This window comes from Azonexus sp. R2A61 (assembly GCF_021401135.1).
In the GTDB taxonomy this organism is placed as follows: domain Bacteria; phylum Pseudomonadota; class Gammaproteobacteria; order Burkholderiales; family Rhodocyclaceae; genus Azonexus.
The window spans coordinates 58,291-78,024 of the sequence record NZ_JACBFO010000007.1; the positions used below are offsets into that span (position 1 = coordinate 58,291).

Sequence of the window (19,734 nt, forward strand, 5' to 3'; positions counted from 1 at the left end):
CGGCGATTGGGAAAAGGGCTCAGGCGGTACCGTGCCGCTGACGATACAGAGCGAGGAATCCGGCCAGGCGGGAAATCGCCTCGCGCAGATCGTCCTCGTGGGGCAGGAAGACGATGCGGAAATGCTGGTTGTCCGGGTAGTTGAAACCCGAGCCCTGCACCAGCATCACCCTTGTTGCGCGCAGCACTTCCATGAAGAACTGGCGGTCGTCGGCAATCGGGTACATGGCCGGATCGAGCCGCGGGAACATGTACAGCGCGGCCTGCGGCTTGACGCAGGTGACGCCGGGAATCGCCGTGATCAGTTCGTAGGCCAGATCGCGCTGGCGGCACAGACGGCCGCCCGGACGGACCAGGTCGTTGATGCTCTGGTAGCCGCCGAGCGCGGTCTGGATCGCCCACTGGCCCGGCACGTTGGAGCCGAGCTTGAGGTTGGCGAGCATGTTCAGGCCTTCGATGTAATCGGCGGCGTCGGCCTTCGGCCCGGACAGCACCATCCAGCCGGCACGATAACCGCAGGAACGATAGGCCTTGGACAGCGAATTGAAGGTCAGCGTCAGCACGTCGGTGCTCAGGCTGGCCATCGAGGTGAATTTGACGCCGTCGTAGAGCACCTTGTCGTACACCTCGTCGACCAGCAGCACCAGGCTGTGCTCGCGGGCGATGGCGATGATCCCCTGGAGCAGCGATTCGGGATAGAGGACGCCGGTCGGATTGTTCGGATTGATGACGACGATGCCGCGTGTACGCGAGGTGATCTTGGCGCGGATGTCGTCGAGGTCGGGCAGCCAGCCGTTGTCCTCGTCGCAGCGGTAATGCACCGGCGAGCCGCCGGACAGCGAGGTGGCCGCCGTCCACAGCGGATAATCCGGCGTCGGCACGAGCAGTTCGTCGCCCTCGTTGAGCAGCGCATTGGTCGCCATCACGATCAGTTCGCTGGCGCCGTTGCCGAGGTAGATGTCGTCGAGCGTGACGCCTTCGATGCCCAGTTGCTGGGTGTAATGCATCACCGCCTTGCGCGCGGCGAAGATGCCCTTGCTGTCCGAATAACCGGCCGACGCGGGGAGATTGCGGATCATGTCCTGCTGGATCTCTTCGGGCGCATCGAAGCCGAACGGGGCCATGTTGCCGATGTTCAGCTTGATGATCTTCTGCCCTTCGTCCTCCATCTGCTTGGCGGCGTCCACGATGGGACCGCGCACATCGTAAAGAACGTTGGCGAGCTTGGCGGATTTCTTGATCGGCTTCATGGTGTGAAATGGTCCGTGTCTACGGCGAATCGGCCCAGCCGGGCCAAAGGTATAATCCTACTATCAACGCTTGGTGCACCGCAAAGTGAAACTCCACCTGTCCAATACTGCCGGCCTCAACCTGTTCACCGCCTACGGCGACGGTTATGTTGCGGTCAACCACCAGAAACACGAGAAAAACCTGATCCTGCTGCCGGAAAGCCTGATCGAGGCATGGACGACTGCCAGCGTCGACACGTTGCAGGAAAGCGACATGCAGCAACTGCTCGGGCTGGGCGTCGAGGTGATTCTGCTCGGCACCGGTCGCCGGCTGCGTTTTCCCGCCGGCCCGCTGATGCGCCCCTTCGCACCGGCCGGCATCGGCCTCGAAGTCATGGACCTGCAGGCCGCCTGCCGGACCTACAACATCCTCGCCGCCGAAGGCCGCAAGGTCGCCGCGGCGCTGTTGTTCGACTAATCCCGGTTCTTCCCGGCCGGCGCCCCTCGCCCCGCGTCCGACGATTCGTGCAACTCACTAACGCGGCGTCGCGTACAGACAGGGCTGCAACACCTCGGCCAGCCAGTTCATGAACAGCCGCACGCGCTTGGCCAGGTGGCGCCGGTTGCCGTAGAGCAGCGTCACCGGCAGCGCCGGCGGCCGATGCTCGGGCAGTATCTCGACCAGTTGGCCGCTCTCCAGCAACGGCTGCATGCCATGCACCGGCGCCTGGATAATCCCGAGCCCGGCCAGACAGGCGGCGCGATAGGCATCGGAATTATTCACCACCAGGCTGGCCGGCAGGCGCTGCACGCGCAGTTCGCCACTGGCCGGATCGATGTACTCGAAGCCGGCCGGCTTGTCGCCCAGCGTGCTGCTGTAATGGACGATGCGGTGGCCGGTCAGCGCCTCGGGCGACACCGGCACGCCGTGGCGGGCCAAGTAGGCCGGGCTGGCGCAGTTGCCCTGGCGGAAATAGCCGAGATGGCGGGCAACCAGCGAGGAATCGACCAGCGGCCCGACCCGTAGCACGCAGTCGAAACCTTCACCGATCAAGTCGACGCGACGGTCGGTGCTGCCCAGTTCGAGGGCGATGCCGGGATGCTGTTCGAGGAATTCCGGCAAGCGCGGCATCACCAGGTCGCGCGCCACCGCCAGCGGCAGATCGACGCGCAGGCGTCCGTGCACGCCCGTCTCGTCGTCGCGGAACATCTGGTCCAGCTCGTCCATGTCGGCCAGCAAGTCCTGGCAACGCGCCAGGAAAGCCTGACCGTCTGGCGTCAGCTGGACACGCCGCGTCGTCCGCTGCAACAGCCGCGCACCAACCCGGCTTTCCAGTTGCTGCACGGCCAGCGAGACCGATGCCTTGGGCACGCCAAGGCTGTCGGCGGCGCGGGTGAAGCTGGCCATCTCGGCCACCCGGACAAAAATCTGCATCGCATCGAGCGGGCTCATCGCGCACCTTTATCCAAAACGAGCGAACAGTCTAAACAAAATTCCACGATTTATTCGATGAAATGCCAGCAATAGACTGCCCCCATCATTCAAACCCCAAAAGGAGTGCACCATGACCCGCAAAATCGCCCTGATCACCGGCGGCAGCCGCGGCCTCGGCCGTAACGCCGCACTGAAGCTCGCCGCCCGCGGCGTCGACCTCGTCCTCACCTACCGCCAGCGCGGCGACGAAGCCGCCGAAACCGTCGCCGCCATCGTGGCGCTCGGCGCACGCGCCCTGGCGCTGCCGCTCGACGTCGGCGACAGCGCCAGCTTCGCCAACTTCGCCGAACGCCTGCAGGCCGGTCTGGACACCTGCTGGCAACGCCGCAACTTCGACTTCCTGGTGAACAACGCTGGCATCGGCATCCACGCCGCCTTCGCCGAAACCAGCGAAACGCAGTTCGACGAACTGATGAACATCCACCTCAAGGGCAGCTTCTTCCTGACCCAGCGCCTGCTGCCACTGCTCGCCGACGGCGGCGCCATCCTCAACATCTCCACCGGCCTGACCCGCTTCACCCAGCCCGGCTTTGCCGCCTACGCGGCGATGAAGGGCGGCGTCGAGGTGCTGACCCGCTACCTCGCCAGGGAACTCGGAGCGCGCGGCATCCGCGTCAACGTGCTGGCGCCCGGCGCCATCGAAACCGATTTCGGCGGTGGACAGGTCCGCGACAACCCGCAAATGAACGCCTACCTGGCCAGCCAGACCGCCCTCGGCCGCGTCGGCCGCCCGGACGACATCGGCAACGCCATCGCCCAGCTGCTCGCCGATGAAAGCGGCTGGATCAACGCCCAGCGCATCGAGGCTTCGGGCGGGATGTTCGTGTGAAAGAAAAAAGGCCGGGATCGCTCCCGGCCTTTTCATTTTTCCCGGAATCTGACGGTCGACCGTCAAATCCGGGCAATTTCCGTTCAGCCCTTCTTGTGCGTCGCCAGGCGCGTCCAGGTGTCCACCACCGTGTCCGGGTTCAGCGAGATCGAGCTGATGCCCTGATCCATCAGCCACTCGGCGAGGTCCGGGTGGTCCGACGGGCCCTGGCCGCAGATGCCGATGTATTTGCCGGCCTTGTTGGCGGCGGAGATAGCCATGGCCAGCAGCATCTTGACGGCCGGATCGCGCTCGTCGAACAGGTTGGCGACCAGGCCGGAGTCGCGGTCGAGACCGAGGCTGAGCTGGGTCAGGTCGTTGGAGCCGATCGAGAAGCCGTCGAAGATCTTGAGGAAATCGTCGGCGAGCAGTGCGTTCGACGGGATTTCACACATCATGATCAGCTTCAGTTCGTTCTCGCCCTGCTTCAGGCCGTGTTCGGCGAGCAGGTCGACGACCGCCTGGCCTTCGCCGACGGTGCGCACGAACGGCACCATCAGCTGGACGTTGGTCAGGCCCATCTCTTCGCGCACGCGCTTCATGGCGCGGCATTCCATCTCGAAGCAGTCGCGGAAGCTTTGCGCGATGTAGCGCGAGGCGCCGCGGAAGCCGAGCATCGGATTCTCTTCTTCCGGCTCGTACAGATCGCCGCCGAGCAGCTTGCGGTATTCGTTGGACTTGAAGTCGGAGAGGCGGACGATGACCGGGTTCGGCCAGAAAGCGGCGGCGATGGTCGACACACCCTCGACCAGCTTTTCGACGAAGAAGTCCTTCGGCGAGGCGTAGCCACGGGCACGGCGCTTGATCTCGTCGCGCTTCGAAGCCGGCAGGCGCTCGACGTCGAGGATGGCCTTCGGGTGGATGCCGATGACGTTATTGATGATGAACTCGACGCGGGCCAGACCGACGCCGGCGTTCGGCAGCTGGGCGAATTCGAAGGCCAGCTCCGGGTTGCCGACGTTCATCATGACCTTGACCGGGACGTCCGGCATCGCCGAGATGTCGCGGGTGGTGACTTCGAAGTCGAGGCGGCCGCGATAGACGTGGCCGGTATCGCCTTCCGTGCAGGAAACCGTCACGGTGTCGCCTTCGTTGAGCGTCTCGGTCGCGTCGCCGCAGCCGACGATGGCCGGAATGCCCAGTTCGCGGGCGATGATCGCGGCGTGGCAGGTACGGCCGCCACGGTTGGTGACGATGGCGGAAGCGCGCTTCATCACCGGTTCCCAGTTCGGGTCGGTCATGTCGGCGACGAGCACGTCACCCGGCTTGACCTGGTCCATTTCCTTCGGGTCCTTGACGATGCGCACCGGGCCGACGCCGATCTTCTGACCGATGGCACGACCGGAAGCGAGCACCTTGGAGAAGGACTTCAGCTTGAACTTTTCCTGCTTGCCGGCGGCCGCCTGCGACTGCACGGTTTCCGGGCGGGCCTGGAGGATGTAGAGCTTGCCGTCGACGCCGTCCTTGCCCCACTCGATGTCCATCGGACGACCGTAGTGCTTTTCGATGATCTGGGCGTAGCGGGCCAGTTCCATGACTTCTTCGTCGTTGATCGAGAACTGGTGGCGCAGGCTTTCTTCAACTTCCTCGGTGATCGTCGACTTGCCGGCGACCTTCTCGGCGGCGAAGGTCATCTTGATCATCTTCGAGCCGAGGTTGCGGCGGATCACCGCCTTCTTGCCCTGCTCCAGCATCGGCTTGTGCACGTAGAACTCGTCCGGATTGACGGCGCCCTGCACCACCGTTTCGCCGAGGCCGTAGGAAGACGTCACGAAGACGGCGTCGCGGAAACCGGATTCGGTATCGAGCGTGAACATCACGCCGGCGGCGCCCTTGTCCGAGCGGACCATGCGCTGGATGCCGGCCGACAGCGCGACGTCGGCGTGCACGAAGCCCTTGTGCACGCGGTAGGAGATGGCGCGGTCGTTGTACAGCGAGGCGAAGACTTCCTTGATCGCGTGCATGATGTTTTCCAGGCCGACGATGTTCAGGAAGGTTTCCTGCTGACCGGCGAAGGAGGCATCCGGCAGGTCTTCGGCGGTGGCCGAGGAGCGCACGGCGAAGGACATGTCGGCGTTGGATTCGGCGACCAGGCGCTGGTACTGCTCGGTGATGGCGATGGTCAGGTCCATCGGGAACGGCGTGTCGAGGATCCACTGGCGGATTTCGGCACCGGTCTTGACCAGGGCGTTGACGTCATCGACATCGAGCGCGTCGAGCGTGTCGTTGATCTTCTTATCGAGGCCGGACTGGGCCAGGAACTCGCGGTAGGCGTGCGCCGTCGTGGCGAAGCCACCCGGCACGCGGACGCCGGTGTCGGCGAGCTGCGAGATCATTTCGCCGAGCGACGAGTTCTTGCCGCCAACCTGGTCGACGTCGGTCATGCGCAGTTTTTCGAAGGGGATGACAAGGGCTTCCATCAGGGGTCCTTTCGGTGGGGTCGAAATTGAAAAAGAAAAACGGAAAAATCAGGAAGTCGAGAAATCGGTGTTCAGACGGCGTTCGGCGGTTTCGCGCCGGGCGACCGAACGCAGCGAATGCGCCAGCGTCTCGCGGACGAAGTCGATGTGCGTCTCGGCGGCAGCGCGCGCGGCCTGCGGACGATGTTCGACGATCGCGTTATGGATGGCCGTGTGCTGGCTCAGCAGCAGGTTGTCCGCCGCCGGCACGCTCTTCAGTTCGCCGAGGTTGAGGCGGATGTTGTCGTGCATCAGGCGCAGCAAGGCGGCCGACAGATGGCCGATCAGCACGTTGTGCGAGGCATCGCCGATTGCCTGATGGAAGGCGATGTCGGCGTCGGAGCGCTTTTCGGTGTCGTGGGTTTCAAAGGTGGTCTGCAAGGTCTTGAATGCCTGCGACAGGCGTTGCAGATCGGCATCGGTGGCCCGCTCGGCCGCCCACTCGGCCGCCTGCCCTTCCAGCATGCGGCGGAATTCCAGCATGTCCTCGCGCAAGTTCGGGTAGGAACCCATCATGTCCTGCCACGGGTCGAAGAAGCTTTTCTCCAGCGCGGCCGTCACATAGGTGCCACCGCCCTGGCGACTCTGCACCATGCCGCGCGAGGCCAGCTTCTGGATCGCCTCGCGCAGGCTGGGCCGCGAAACGCCGAGTTCGGTCGCCAGTTCGCGCTCGGGCGGCAGACGATCTCCCGGTTTCAAGGAACCTTCGAGAATCCGGCGTTCGAGCGTCGACGCAACGGCGTCGGAAATGCGCGGTACCTGCAGTCGGTTAGGCATTGGTATGACCAAATTGATTGGTAAGACCAGGCAATTCTAAAACACCGCCCGGGCTTTATGCAAGCCTAGGGATTTCCCTTGATTTATTGACCAAGTTTTGGATTTGCCGTAAATTTTCGCCTCGGTGAATATTGGTCTTACCAATGATCCAACAAAACAATCAGGAGACAAGATGCTTCCTTCCGTTGCTCGGCCGACCGACGTCTATTTTTTTGCCACCTGCGTGGTCGATCAGTTTTTCCCGACCGCCGGCATTGACGCCATCACCCTGCTCGAACGCCAGGGTATCCGCGTGCATTTCCCCGAAGATCAGACCTGTTGCGGTCAACCGGCCTACAGCAGCGGTTTTCCGGACGAGGCCCGCAAGGTCGCCGCGCGCCAGTTGACGCTGTTCCCGAACGACTGGCCGATCGTCGTGCCGTCCGGTTCCTGCGCCGGCATGATGAAACACCACTACCCGACCCTGTTCGCCGACGATCCGGTGCGCAAGCCGCTGGCCGAATCGCTGTCGTCGCGCGTCTGGGAACTGACCCGCTTCCTGGTCGATGTGCTGGCGTTCTCGCCGGAAGACTGCGGCACCGACTGCACGGTCGTCCTCCACACCTCCTGTTCGGCCCGTCGTGAAATGGGTGTGCATCTGAGCGGCCGCCAGTTGCTCGGCGGTTTGCGCCATGTCACCGTGGCCCAGCAGGATCACGAATCCGAATGCTGCGGTTTCGGTGGCACTTTCTCGGTCAAGCAGCCGGAAATTTCCGCGGCGATGGTCGAGGACAAGGTCAAGGCGCTCAAGGCGACCGGCGCCGAACGCGTGGTCAGCGCCGATTGCGGCTGTCTGCTCAACATCCTCGGCCACGCCGCCTGGCAGGACGAACAGGCGGGTCGCCCGCCCAGCCTGCCCGGCGAACACATTGCCAGCTTCCTGCTGCGCCGTACCGGGGGTGCGCAATGAGCGCGCGCGACCGCATCCTGGCCAAATTGCGCCGTAATGCGCCGTCGACCGCAACCCCGTTGCCCGATGTCGGCGCCTGGTTCGCCGATCATCGTCCGGTCGAGACGGCGGCCGACAAAGCCGCGCGCTTCCGCCACTTCATCGAACTGGCGCACGCCGAGGTTCATCCGGTCGACGCCGACAACTGGCTGGATACCTTGCACGGCGTCCTGAAAGCCCGCGGCATCGACAAGCTGCTGGTTGCCGAAGACACCGCACACGGCGACGCCGCACTCGATGCGCTGCCACCGCGCGGCATCGAATGCAGCGTCTACGACATGGCCATCGAAGCCTGGAAAACCGAGATGTTCACCGCCACACCGGCCAGCCTGACCGGCGCCCGCGCGGCGATTGCCGAGACCGGCACGCTGATCCTGTGGCCCGATCAACACGAGCCGCGGCTGATGTCGCTGGTACCGCCGGTTCATGTCGTGCTGCTCGATGCGACGAAGATCTACAACACCTTCTTCGAAGCGATGAGCCACGAAGGCTGGAAAGACGGCCTGCCGACCAATGCGCTGCTGATCTCCGGCCCGTCGAAGACGGCCGACATCCAGCAAACGCTGGCCTACGGCGCGCACGGGCCGAAGGAACTCATCGTGCTGATGCTGACCGCGAAGGAGGATGCGCAATGAGCGAACAGACCACCGAACATCCGTTGCATTTCCGCCCCGACGAAGCCTTCCGCGCCCGTGCCAAGGCGGTCGTCGACAGCCCCTTCCTGCGTCAGAGCTTCCGCGGCGCGATGGATTTCCTGATGAGCAAGCGCGCCGCCCAGTTCCCGGATGCCGACGAACTGGAAACCCTGCGCAGCCTCGGCGAACAGATCCGCCAGTACAACCTTTCCCGCCTGCCCGATCTGCTTTTGCAGCTGGAAACGCGGTTGACCGCAAATGGCGTCAAGGTGCATTGGGCCGAGACGCCGGACGACGCCAACGCGATCATCCTCGGCATCATCCAGGGCCACGGCGCGACCAAGATGGTCAAGGGCAAGTCGATGGTCAGCGAGGAAATCGAGCTCAACCACGCCGCCGAGGCGGCCGGCATCGAGGCGCTGGAATCCGACATGGGCGAGTACATCGTCCAGCTGGCCGGCGAAAAGCCGTCGCACATCATCATGCCGGCGATCCACAAGACCAAGGAAGAAATCGCCCGCCTGTTCGCCGAAAAGGTGCCCGGCGTCGATTACACCGACAACGTCGATGCGCTGATCCAGATCGGCCGCAACGTGCTGCGCCGCAAGTTCCTGGAAGCCGAGATCGGCCTTTCCGGCGTCAATTTCGCCGTCGCCGAGACCGGTACGCTATGCCTGGTCGAAAACGAAGGCAACGGCCGCATGTGCACGACGGCGCCCGGCATCCACATCGCCATCACCGGCATCGAGAAGATCGTCGAGAAGCTCGAGCACGTACCGCCGCTCTACTCGCTGCTGACCCGCTCGGCGACCGGCCAGAACATCTCGACCTACTTCAACATGATTTCCTCGCCGAGAAAACCCGGCGAGAAGGACGGCCCCGAGGAAGTGCACCTGGTGCTGCTCGACAACGGCCGCAGCCAGGCCTACGCCGACGAGCAGTTGCGCAAGACGCTGCAGTGCATCCGCTGCGGCGCCTGCATGAACCACTGCCCGGTCTACACCCGCATCGGCGGCCACGCCTACGGCACGACCTATCCCGGGCCGATCGGCAAGATCATTTCGCCGCACATGCTCGGGCTCGACGGCACGTCGGGACTGGTCACCGCCTCGTCGCTGTGCGGCGCCTGCGGTGAAGTCTGTCCGGTGAAGATTCCGATTCCCGAACTGCTGATCCGGCTGCGTAGCGAAGCCTTTGCCGAACCCCCGGGTCACGCCGGAAAGCCGTCGGCGATGCGCGACCAGGGCGCCGGCTACAGCCCGCTGCAAGCCGCCATCTGGCGTGGCTGGGCGGCGGTTTACAGCACGCCGGCGCTGTATCGCGCCGTCTCCTGGCTGGGCAGCCGCCTGCGCGCGCTGACACCGCGCCGCCAGGGCGGCTGGACCTCGGTCCGCACGCCCCTGCAACCGGCGCCGCAACGGCTGCGTGACCTGATGAAGCAGCGCCACTGATCCCTCCTTGCCCGATGCCGTCGATGGCGGCATCGGGTTTTTTTTGCCCTGACCCGACAACGCATCCGTTCGCCCTCTCAAGTCATCTATAAGACACATGAATGCACTGATCCCTACGCTTGAGGCTAGTCTGCCCGCCCGACAGGTCATCACCGACGATCTGCGCCGACTCGCCTACGGTACCGACGCCAGTTTCTACCGCCTGGTACCGCAGGCCATCGCCATCGTCGAAAACGAGGACGAGGTGCGCAAGGTGCTAGCCGCTGCACGGCAGCACGCCACGCCGGTGACATTCCGGGCAGCCGGCACCAGCTTGTCCGGACAGGCGCTGTCGGACGGCGTACTGGCGCTGATCGGCGAGGGTTTCGCCAGTTTCGAGCTGGCCGACGACGCCAGCCAGGTCCGCGTCGGCCCGGGCATGATCGGTGGCGAAGTCAATCGCCGGCTGGCGCCGTTCGGCCGCAAGATCGGGCCCGATCCGGCGTCGATCGGAGCGGCCAAGATCGGCGGCATCGCCGCCAACAACTCGTCGGGCATGTGTTGCGGCACCTCGCAGAACAGCTACAAGACACTGGCCGGAATGCGCGTCATGCTGGCCGACGGCACGCTGCTCGACACCGAGGATCCGGCAAGCATCGCCGCATTCAAGGCGACGCACGGCGAACTGCTCGACGAACTGGCGCGCATGGGCCGCGACACCCGCGCCGATGCGACGCTGGCCGAACGCATCCGGCACAAGTTCAAGATCAAGAACACGACCGGCTACAGCCTCAACGCACTGGTCGATTTCGAAGACCCGATCGACATTCTGGCGCACCTGATGATCGGCTCCGAAGGCACGCTCGGCTTCATTTCCCGGGTGACCTACCAGACCGTCGCCGAAGACCCGCACAAGGCCTCGGCGCTGGTCTTCTTCCACGATATCCGCAGCGCTTGCGAAGCGGTCATCCGCTTGAAGAACCTGCCGGCCGAGGTCGCCGTCAGCGCCGTGGAATTGCTCGACCGCCCGGCGCTGCGCTCGGTCGAGGACAAGCCCGGCCTGCCGCTGGTCATCCGCACGCTGGGCGATGACGCCGCTGCGCTGCTGATCGAGGTCCGGGCTGCTGCGGTCGACGGCCTGCAGACGCGGATTTCTGCCGCGCTCGGTACGCTCGACGGCATCGCCACCGTCGAACCGGCGATGTTCTCCAGCGATCCGGTGACCTGCGAGATGTACTGGAAGGTGCGCAAAGGCACCTTCCCGGCGGTCGGCGCAGTGCGCCGCACCGGCACCACGGTGCTGATCGAGGACGTTGCCTTCCCGATCGCCTCGCTGGCCGACGCCACGCTCGATCTGCAGGTATTGCTGAGAAAGCATGGTTACGACGAAGGCATCATCTTCGGCCACGCACTCGACGGCAACCTGCACTTCGTGATCACCCAGGATTTCGCCACGCCCAGCGAAATCGACCGCTACGCAAGGTTCATGGACGAACTGTGCGACATGGTGGTGAACAAGTACGACGGCTCGCTGAAGGCCGAGCACGGCACCGGCCGCAACATGGCGCCTTTCGTCGAACTCGAGTGGGGCAAGGCGGCAACCGACCTGATGCGGCGGATCAAGACGCTGTTCGATCCGGAAAACCGGCTCAACCCCGGCGTCATCATCAACGACGATCCGCAGGCCCACCTGGCCAACCTGAAACCGATGCCGGCGGCCGAGGACATCGTCGACCGCTGCATCGAATGCGGTTTCTGCGAGCCATTGTGCCCGTCACACCGGCTGACGCTCAGCCCGCGCCAGCGCATCACCAGCGTACGCGAACTGGCCCGGCGCACGGCGGCCGGCGAAACCCCCGGCACGCTGGCCGAGGATTACGCCTACATGGGCCTCGACACCTGCGCCGGCTGCGGCCTGTGCTCGACGGCCTGCCCGGTCGGCATCGATACCGGCGACCTGACGCGCCGCCTGCGCGGCCGTCGCCTGAGCGGCAGCGCCCGTGCGGTCCACACCTGGAGCGGCGAACATTTCGCCGGCTTCAGCAGCCTGGCCCGACTCGGGCTCAAGGCCGGACATGCCGTGGCGTCGGTGTTCGGCGACGGGCTGGTCGAGCGGGTGTCCGGCGGGGCCTGGCGCGCACCGATGCCGCAGGCCGGCAGCACACCGGCCCCCAGCGCCGCCCACGGCGATCCGGTGGTCTATTTTCCGACCTGCGCCGGCCGCATCTTCGGCCCGACGACGGCGGGCGAAGCGCCGCTCGGCGATGTCGTCCTGACGCTGCTCGAACGCGCCGGCTACGCGCCGATCCTGCCGGCAGACGTCGATACGCTGTGCTGCGGCCAGATGCTGGCCAGCAAGGGCATGGCCGACGAGGCCGAACGCATGGCGACGCGTCTCGAAGCGGCGCTGCTGAAGGCCTCGGACAACGGGCGCCTGCCGATCGTCATGGATGCCAGCGCCTGCTCGGCACGCATGCAGAAATTCATCGCCGGCCGGCTCAAGGTTTACGACTTCCACGAATTCGCCCACGACGCACTGCTGCCGCGCCTGGCCATCGTCAAGCAACGTGAGCCGGTCGCGCTGCACGTCAATTGCAGCGTCCGGCGCACCGGTGCCGACGGCAAGCTGCGTGCCCTGCTCAACGCCTGCGCAGAACAGGTCGTCGAACCCGGCGGCGTGACCTGCTGCGGCTTCGGCGGTGATCGCGGCTTTGCCGTACCGGAACTGAACCATCACGCGCTGCGCCACGTTCATGACGCGGACAACGAAGCGAAACTCGCCGGCTGTGCCTGCGGGGTATCCACCAATCGCACCTGCGAGATCGGCCTGACCGCCGAAACCGGCATCAGCTACCGCTCGGTCGCCTACCTGCTCGAAGCGTGCTCGCGCAAGGAGGAAAACATGGCCTGTTGAGGGGAGACCGGACGAAAAAAACGGCCGGCAGCGAGGTTCCAGCTCGCTGCCGGCCTTGAGACATCGCACGCAGGAGGCCGGCACAGTCAAAAAACACAGACGCCGGCCACTCAATTCGTTTTTGTTATAAGGATCATTGTATGACTTGGCAAATGAATGTCGATCCGTTCGACAACATCGGCCTCTCGGCGCTGGTCGCCGCGCTGCCGATTGCCTTCCTGTTCTGGGCGCTGGCCATCAAGCGCATGAAGGGGCACTTCGCCGCGCTCGGCGGTACCGCTCTGGCGGTGCTGATCGCCGTCACCGTCTACGGCATGCCGATCGACCTGGCCGCGCTGGCCACGCTGTACGGCGGCGCCTTCGGCCTGTTCCCGGTGTGCTGGATCGTCATCACCGCGCTGTTCATCTACAACATGTCGGTCAAGACCGGCCAGTTCGAGGTGATCAAGAACTCGCTGGCGTCGATTTCCGACGACCGTCGCCTGCAGGCGCTGCTGATTGCCTTCTCGTTCGGCGCCTTCATCGAAGGCGCGGCCGGTTTCGGTACGCCGGTGGCGATCACCGCGGCGATGCTCGCCGGCCTCGGCTTCAACCCGCTGTATGCCGCATCGATCTGCCTGATCGCCAACACCGCGCCGGTCGCCTGGGGCGCCATCGGCATTCCTATCGTGGTCGGCGGCCAGGTGGCCGGCATTCCCGACCTAGCGCTCAGCCAGATGGTCGGCCGCACGCTGCCTTTCCTCAGCTTCCTGGTGCCGCTCTACCTGGTGATCCTGATGTCCGGCTGGAAAAAGGGCCTGGAAGTCTGGCCGGCCTGCCTGGTCAGCGGCGGCTCGTTCGCCATCGCCCAGTATTTTTCGGCCAATTCGCCGTTGACCGCACCGCTGCTGCCCGACCTGATCGCCTCGATCACGTCGATCATCTGCACGGTCGCCTTCCTGAAGATCTGGCATCCGAAGGAAAGCTGGCACTTCCCGGATGAACCGAAGCGCGAAGGCAAGGCCGAACTGCGCTACTCCGGCGGCCAGATTTTCCGCGCCTGGGCACCGTTCATCATCCTGTCGCTGTTCGTCTGCGCCTGGGGCATCAAGCCGGTCAATCAGGCCCTCGACCAGATCACCAAGACCGTCTTCAACTTCGCCTTCCCGATTGCCGGTCTCGACCAGATGGTGATCGACCAGGCCGGCAAGGCCAAGGCTGCGGTGTACAAGTTCAACGTGCTGTCGGCAGCCGGTACCGCCATCCTGTTTGCCTGGTTCTTCTCCATCGTCGTCATGGGCGCCTCGCTGAAGACCGCCGGCGGCGTTGCCCGCGACACGCTGAACACGCTGAAATGGCCGATCGTGACGATCGCCACCATCCTCGGCTTCGCCTACATCATGAACTTCTCCGGCATGGCCATCACGCTGGGTTACGCGGTTGCCACCACCGGCGCCGCCTTCCCCTTCTTCGCCGCGCTGCTCGGCTGGCTGGGCGTGTTCATGACCGGTTCCGACACTTCGACCAACGCGCTGTTCGGCAAGCTGCAGGCCGTCACCGCCGAGAAGATCGGCATCGACCCGGTGATCACGATGTCCGCCAACACCTGCGGCGGCGTCTGCGGCAAGATGATCTCGCCGCAGTCGATCTCGGTCGCCACCGGCGCCACCGGCATGGTCGGCCGCGAATCGGAAATCTTCCGCTTCACGTTCAAGCACTCGATCGGCATGGCCATCGTCGTCGGCGGCATGCACATGCTGTGGGCCTATGTCTTCCCGGGCATGGTGCCGCATTACGTCAAGCCGGTGGCCGCCGCCGCTGCGGCAGCCGCCAATGCCGTGCAGGCCGCGATCAATCCGGAAGGCCTGATGTGGCTGGGCGTGTTCGTCGGTCTGGCCGCTTTCGTCACTTTCCTGTCGCGGGCGCTGGGTGCCAACCTGGCCGCGCCGGTGGAAGGCCACGACGAAGTGCATTTCCACTAAGCAATTCCGCCTGGCCGGTGGCTGAACGCCGCCGGCCGGCGATTTTCAACGCCAGGGCGTCGCCGCTTCCCGGCGCGATTCGGGCAAAAGGCTGCGGTCGACCGCAGCCTTTGCTCAAAAAGCGTCTTGCCCGACCGGTGCCCTTGCGTTGACAATCGTCCCCCGACCCCGATCCAGGAGCCCTGCATGTCCGACCTTCCGCTCGATACCGCCAAGGAAGAACCCCTGCGCAACGATATCCGCCTGCTCGGCCGCCTGCTCGGCGACACCGTACGCGAGCAGGAAGGCGATGCCGTTTTCGAGATCGTCGAGAAGGTCCGCCAGACGGCCATCCGTTTCGCCCGCGACGGCAACCCCGACAGCCGCGCCGAACTGGCCGCCCTGCTCGACCCGTTGCCGCGCGACACCACGCAGTCGGTGGTCCGTGCTTTTTCCTACTTCCTGCAACTGGCCAACATCGCCGAGGACGAACACCACATCCGCCGGCGCCGTGCGCACGATCTGGCCGGCTCGCCGCCGCGCGAAGGCAGCCTGATTTTTGCCCTCGATGCGCTGTCGACCGCAGGCGTGACGCCGGAAGCCCTGGCCGATTTCTTCGCCCACGCCCTGGTCGCGCCGGTGCTCACCGCGCACCCGACCGAAGTCCAGCGCCAGAGCCTGATCCGCAACCACCGCGACATCTCCCGTCTGCTCGACCAGCGCGAGCGCCAGCAGCTGACGCCCGAGGAAGATGCCGACAACAGCCTGGCGCTGGCCAACGCCATCCTCACGCTGTGGCAGTCGCGGATGCTGCGCCCGGTCCGCCTGAAAGTCATCGACGAGGTCAAGAACGGGATTTCCTACTTCCAGGAAACCTTCTTCACCGAACTGCCGCGCCTGTACATCCAGGCCACGCAACAACTGCAGAAGCGCCATCCGGAAACGGTCTGGGCACTGCCGCCGTTCTTCCGCGTCGGCTCATGGATCGGCGGCGACCGTGACGGCAACCCCTTCGTCACCGCCGATATCCTGCGCGAAGCCTTGCGCCTCCAGTCGGCCGCCGCGCTAACCCATTACCTCGACGAAGTGCATGCGCTGGGTGGCGAATTGCCGTTGTCCGACCTGCTCGTCCAGGTGACGCCGGAACTGGCCGCGCTGGCCGCGACATCGCCCGACCAGTCGCCGCAGCGGATCGATGAACCCTACCGGCGCGCGCTATCCGGCATCTACGCCCGTCTTGCCGCCACGGCGCGGGCCCTCGACCATGTCGAGCCGGTCCGTCACGAAATCGGCCAGGCCGACGCTTATGCCACGCCGGAAGCACTGCGTGCCGATCTCAAGGTGCTGGCCAATTCGCTCAAGCTGAACGGCGCCGCCAACCTGGCCGGCGGCCGCCTGCGCCGGCTGTTGCGCGCGGTACAGGTGTTCGGCTTCCACCTGGCGCCGATCGACCTGCGCCAGAACTCCGACGTTCATGCGCGCAGCGTCGCCGCCCTGCTGGCCGCTGCCGGGCGCTGCCCCGATTACGAAGCGCTGCCGGAAAACGAACGGATTGCGCTGTTGACCGCAGAAATCGCCACGCCGCGCCCGCTCTACTCGCCCTGGCTGACCTACGACGAGGAAACGCAGGGCGAACTGGCGATCTTCTTCGCCGCCCGCGAACTGCGCGAAAAATACGGCGAGGCCGCGCTGCCTAACTGCATCATCTCGAAGACCGACGGCGTTTCCGATCTTCTCGAACTGGCCCTGCTGCTCAAGGAAGCCGGCCTGCTGCTGCCCGGCGTCCAGCCGCGGCTGGACGTCAACATCATCCCGCTGTTCGAAACCATCGAAGATTTGCAGAAGAGCGCGGCGACGATGGACACCCTGTTCTCGCTGCCCTGCTACCGCGAACTGGTCGCCGGCCGTGCCGACGAACACGAGGTCATGCTCGGCTATTCGGACAGCAACAAGGACGGCGGCTTCCTGACCTCGGGCTGGGAACTGTACAAGGCCGAAATCGCGCTGACTGCCGTATTCCGCAAACACGGCGTGCGGCTGCGCCTGTTCCACGGGCGCGGCGGCTCGGTCGGCCGCGGTGGCGGCCCGTCCTACCACGCCATCCTGGCCCAGCCGGCCGGCGCCGTATCCGGCCAGATCCGGCTGACCGAACAGGGCGAAGTGATCTCGACCAAGTACGGCGCGCCGGATACCGGCCGCCGCAACCTCGAAGTGCTGCTCGCCGCGACGCTGGAAGCCAGCCTGACCGATCACGAGAACCGCGTCGAACCGGCCGAGCCCTTCCATCCGGTACTGGACGAACTGTCGGACCGTGCCTTCCGCGCCTACCGCGGCCTGGTGTATGAGACGGAAGGTTTCCGCACCTATTTCCGCCAATCGACGGTCGTTTCCGAAATCGCCGCCTTGAACATCGGCAGCCGCCCGGCCTCGCGCAAGGCTTCCGATCGCATCGAAGACCTGCGCGCCATTCCCTGGGTTTTCTCGTGGGCGCAATGCCGCCTGATGCTGCCCGGCTGGTATGGCTTCGGTTCTGCGGTCGACGGCTGGCTGGCCGAAAATCCCGACGGCCTCGCCACGTTGCGCCGGATGGTCCGGTCGTGGCCCTTCTTCCAGAGCCTGCTGTCGAACATGGACATGGTGCTGGCCAAGACCGATCTCGCCATCGCTTCGCGCTACGCCGAACTGGTGGCTGACACCACGCTGCGCGAACACATTTTCGGCCGCATCTGCGGCGAATGGGAACTCACCCGCCGTCACCTGCTGAACATCCTGGAGCGCGACGATTTCCTGGCCGACAACCCGATGCTGAAGCGTTCGCTGCAACTGCGCGCACCCTACATGGATCCGCTCAACCACCTGCAGGTCGAACTGCTCAAGCGGCACCGCGCCGGCGACACCGACGAACGCGTGGCCCGCGGCATCCACATCACGATCAACGGCATCGCCTCCGGCCTGCGCAACAGCGGCTAGCAAACGGTTAGAATCGCGCCCCATGACCCAACCGATCAAACGCACCGTCTTCTTCATTTCCGACGGCACCGGCCTGACCGCCGAAGCCCTTGGCCACAGCCTGCTGACGCAGTTCGAGGACGTCGAGTTCAAACAGGTCCGCATCCCCTTTCTCGACAGCGTCGAAAAAGCCCAGGAAGCGGTAGCCCGGATCAACGCCCAGGGCGAATCCGACGGCCTGCGGCCGATCGTGTTCACCACGCTGATCAACCTCGAACTGGCGGCCATCGTGCACCAGGCCGACGCCTTCAGCCTGTCCTATTTCGAAACCTTCCTGGCACCGCTGGAAGCCGAGCTGGGCATCAAGTCCAGCCATACCGTCGGCCGCTCGCACGGTACCGCCGACAGCTCCGACTACAAGAAGCGGATCGAGGCAATCAACTACACGCTGGCCCACGACGACGGAATCACCGACCGCGATCTCGAGGAAGCCGACATCATCCTGGTTGCCGTCTCGCGTTGCGGCAAGACGCCGACCTCGCTTTACCTGGCCATGCAGTTCGGTCTGAAGGTTGCCAACTTCCCGTTGATTCCCGAGGATTTCGACCGCGGCCGCCTGCCGAGCAGCCTGGAGCGCCACCGCCCGAAACTCTTCGGGCTGACCATCCAGGCCGAACGCCTGACGCAGATTCGCGAGGAAAGGCGTTCCGGCAGCAAATATGCTTCGCTGGCCAACTGCCGTTTCGAGATCGCCGAAGCAGAAAAGATGATGCGCCGCGAAGGCATCCGCTGGCTGGATTCCTCGACCAAATCGATCGAGGAAATTTCGGCGACCATCCTGCAGGAACTGGGCTTACGCTGAGCCCTCGGCCGAACAGCGGCGGCTCGCCGCCGCTGTTTCAGAATACAACCTGCTCCAGAACCGCTTCTTCATCAGCCAGGACGTCGTCGACCAATCCCTGGCTATTCCATTCAATTTCAAAGACTTCACCATCGACGGTTTCATACTTCCAGCGGGTTTCCTGGAGGGTCGCTGTCTGATCGGTCCGGGGATAACCGAGGGCAATCAATACCTGTTCCCGATTCATGCCCAGACTTACCTTGCCGGCACGAATGGCATCGCGAACGGCCGCCGGCTGTCGCTCGATATAGATTCCGGGATCGATCCCGCGCATCAGTTTTGCAAGATACGCCTGCTTGCTTTCCTGCTGACGACCGTAATCATGTCCGACCGTCATCGGGCGACCATCGATCAGCACGTGGATCCGATTACCCCCCTCCTCCGTGGGCAAAATACGGGCACCGGCCGGAATGAAGGGGAGTCCGACGAAATTGGAGTCACTGATCCACTGATCCTTGTAGCGCAAATTGCAGCCGGTATAGGACGACGCTGCCAATATTTCCTGGCGTGAGCGCTCGACTTCCCGATTGATTATTTTCTGGCCAATGATCTCCCCGGAATCGACGTCTTCCAGCCAGACTTCCTGATAGTAGGGTTCCAGCCTTCCGCGTACCTGATAAGTCCGGCCGACGCCAAGATCCACAACGATTTCACCCTCCGCCCGGTACGCAGTTTCCTTGCCCATACGAAGCAGCACCTCGATCGGCGCCGCAAAAAAATAGGTCGCCAGCAAGTGCAAGCGATGGCGACCAGCTGCCACCCGAATCTCATTGGACCGAGGAGTCATCCATAAACCTTGTCCCTCGCTTGCCGTGAGAGAACGCCTGGCGCTATTGTCTTCAATCTCGACACCATCGATTTTGGCAACGAGGAAGAAGGCTTTGCCGGATCTCAATGGTGAGGGGAAATCGTTTCCCGGGGAGGATTTGACGCCGGGAGCCAGACCGGAGTTCGAGAACGAATCGCGCAGCAGGGCACTGGGGGTTCCCGGTTTGACGAATTCCTGCGGAATGGCGCTACAGCCGGCCATGACGAGCAGAAAAGGCAAAAATCGTAGCACGCGAAGCTTCATGACCAGGGATTTAAATATAACCGCGCCATACTACTGCAAACGCTGTTGTTCGTCCCCGGGGCAGCGGGCTGGCCGGGA

At 64.4% G+C, this 19,734-nt stretch carries 14 protein-coding genes; 9 read left to right on the forward strand and 5 right to left on the reverse strand.

What is annotated here, in order from left to right; all coding sequences use genetic code 11:
• Positions 1–19 precede the first annotated feature (19 nt).
• Positions 20–1,249, reverse strand: a complete 1,230-nt coding sequence (locus L0962_RS17605) for a pyridoxal phosphate-dependent aminotransferase (protein WP_234087858.1) — start codon at positions 1,247–1,249, stop codon at positions 20–22.
• Positions 1,250–1,334: 85 nt separating this feature from the next.
• On the opposite strand from L0962_RS17605, the gene L0962_RS17610 reads away from it, so the two are divergent.
• Complete coding sequence (locus L0962_RS17610) at positions 1,335–1,706, forward strand: Mth938-like domain-containing protein (protein WP_234087859.1); 372 nt, start codon at positions 1,335–1,337, stop codon at positions 1,704–1,706.
• A 57-nt stretch (positions 1,707–1,763) separates the two neighbouring features.
• Here the strand turns inward: L0962_RS17610 and L0962_RS17615 are convergent, their stop codons facing one another.
• Positions 1,764–2,681, reverse strand: coding sequence for a LysR family transcriptional regulator (locus L0962_RS17615; protein ID WP_234087860.1), 918 nt, complete (start codon positions 2,679–2,681; stop codon positions 1,764–1,766).
• A gap of 112 nt (positions 2,682–2,793) precedes the next feature.
• Between L0962_RS17615 and L0962_RS17620 the strand changes: the two genes are divergently transcribed.
• The gene (locus L0962_RS17620) at positions 2,794–3,552 is read left to right on the forward strand and encodes an SDR family NAD(P)-dependent oxidoreductase (protein WP_234087861.1); all 759 of its coding nucleotides are present in this window, start codon (positions 2,794–2,796) and stop codon (positions 3,550–3,552) included.
• Positions 3,553–3,635: 83 nt separating this feature from the next.
• Here L0962_RS17620 and ppsA read toward each other — a convergent pair whose 3' ends face one another.
• Complete coding sequence (ppsA, locus tag L0962_RS17625) at positions 3,636–6,011, reverse strand: phosphoenolpyruvate synthase (RefSeq protein ID WP_234087862.1); 2,376 nt, start codon at positions 6,009–6,011, stop codon at positions 3,636–3,638.
• Between the two features lie 48 nt (positions 6,012–6,059).
• Positions 6,060–6,827 carry a GntR family transcriptional regulator gene (locus L0962_RS17630; RefSeq protein ID WP_234087863.1) on the reverse strand — a complete coding sequence of 256 codons (768 nt, stop codon included), beginning with the start codon at positions 6,825–6,827 and terminating at the stop codon, positions 6,060–6,062.
• A 172-nt stretch (positions 6,828–6,999) separates the two neighbouring features.
• Between L0962_RS17630 and L0962_RS17635 the strand changes: the two genes are divergently transcribed.
• The 7 genes from L0962_RS17635 (at position 7,000) to L0962_RS17665 (ending at position 18,545) form a co-directional block, all read left to right on the forward strand.
• The gene (locus L0962_RS17635; protein ID WP_234087864.1) at positions 7,000–7,776 is read left to right on the forward strand and encodes a (Fe-S)-binding protein; all 777 of its coding nucleotides are present in this window, start codon (positions 7,000–7,002) and stop codon (positions 7,774–7,776) included.
• Positions 7,773–8,450, forward strand: coding sequence for an LUD domain-containing protein (locus L0962_RS17640; RefSeq protein ID WP_234087865.1), 678 nt, complete (start codon positions 7,773–7,775; stop codon positions 8,448–8,450). The genes L0962_RS17635 and L0962_RS17640 overlap by 4 nt, the downstream gene beginning before the upstream one ends.
• On the forward strand, positions 8,447–9,901 hold the full coding sequence (locus L0962_RS17645) for a LutB/LldF family L-lactate oxidation iron-sulfur protein (protein ID WP_234087866.1): 1,455 nt from the start codon (positions 8,447–8,449) through the stop codon (positions 9,899–9,901). The genes L0962_RS17640 and L0962_RS17645 overlap by 4 nt, the downstream gene beginning before the upstream one ends.
• A 97-nt stretch (positions 9,902–9,998) precedes the next feature.
• Positions 9,999–12,794, forward strand: coding sequence for an FAD-binding and (Fe-S)-binding domain-containing protein (locus L0962_RS17650; protein ID WP_234087867.1), 2,796 nt, complete (start codon positions 9,999–10,001; stop codon positions 12,792–12,794).
• Between the two features lie 140 nt (positions 12,795–12,934).
• A complete protein-coding gene (locus tag L0962_RS17655; protein ID WP_301332272.1) occupies positions 12,935–14,755 on the forward strand; it encodes an L-lactate permease in 1,821 nt (606 codons plus the stop codon).
• Positions 14,756–14,941: 186 nt separating this feature from the next.
• Positions 14,942–17,704, forward strand: coding sequence for a phosphoenolpyruvate carboxylase (gene ppc / locus L0962_RS17660; RefSeq protein ID WP_234087868.1), 2,763 nt, complete (start codon positions 14,942–14,944; stop codon positions 17,702–17,704).
• A gap of 22 nt (positions 17,705–17,726) precedes the next feature.
• Positions 17,727–18,545 carry a pyruvate, water dikinase regulatory protein gene (locus L0962_RS17665; RefSeq protein WP_234087869.1) on the forward strand — a complete coding sequence of 273 codons (819 nt, stop codon included), beginning with the start codon at positions 17,727–17,729 and terminating at the stop codon, positions 18,543–18,545.
• Between the two features lie 37 nt (positions 18,546–18,582).
• Here the strand turns inward: L0962_RS17665 and L0962_RS17670 are convergent, their stop codons facing one another.
• Positions 18,583–19,656 carry a hypothetical protein gene (locus L0962_RS17670; protein WP_234087870.1) on the reverse strand — a complete coding sequence of 358 codons (1,074 nt, stop codon included), beginning with the start codon at positions 19,654–19,656 and terminating at the stop codon, positions 18,583–18,585.
• Positions 19,657–19,734 lie beyond the last annotated feature (78 nt).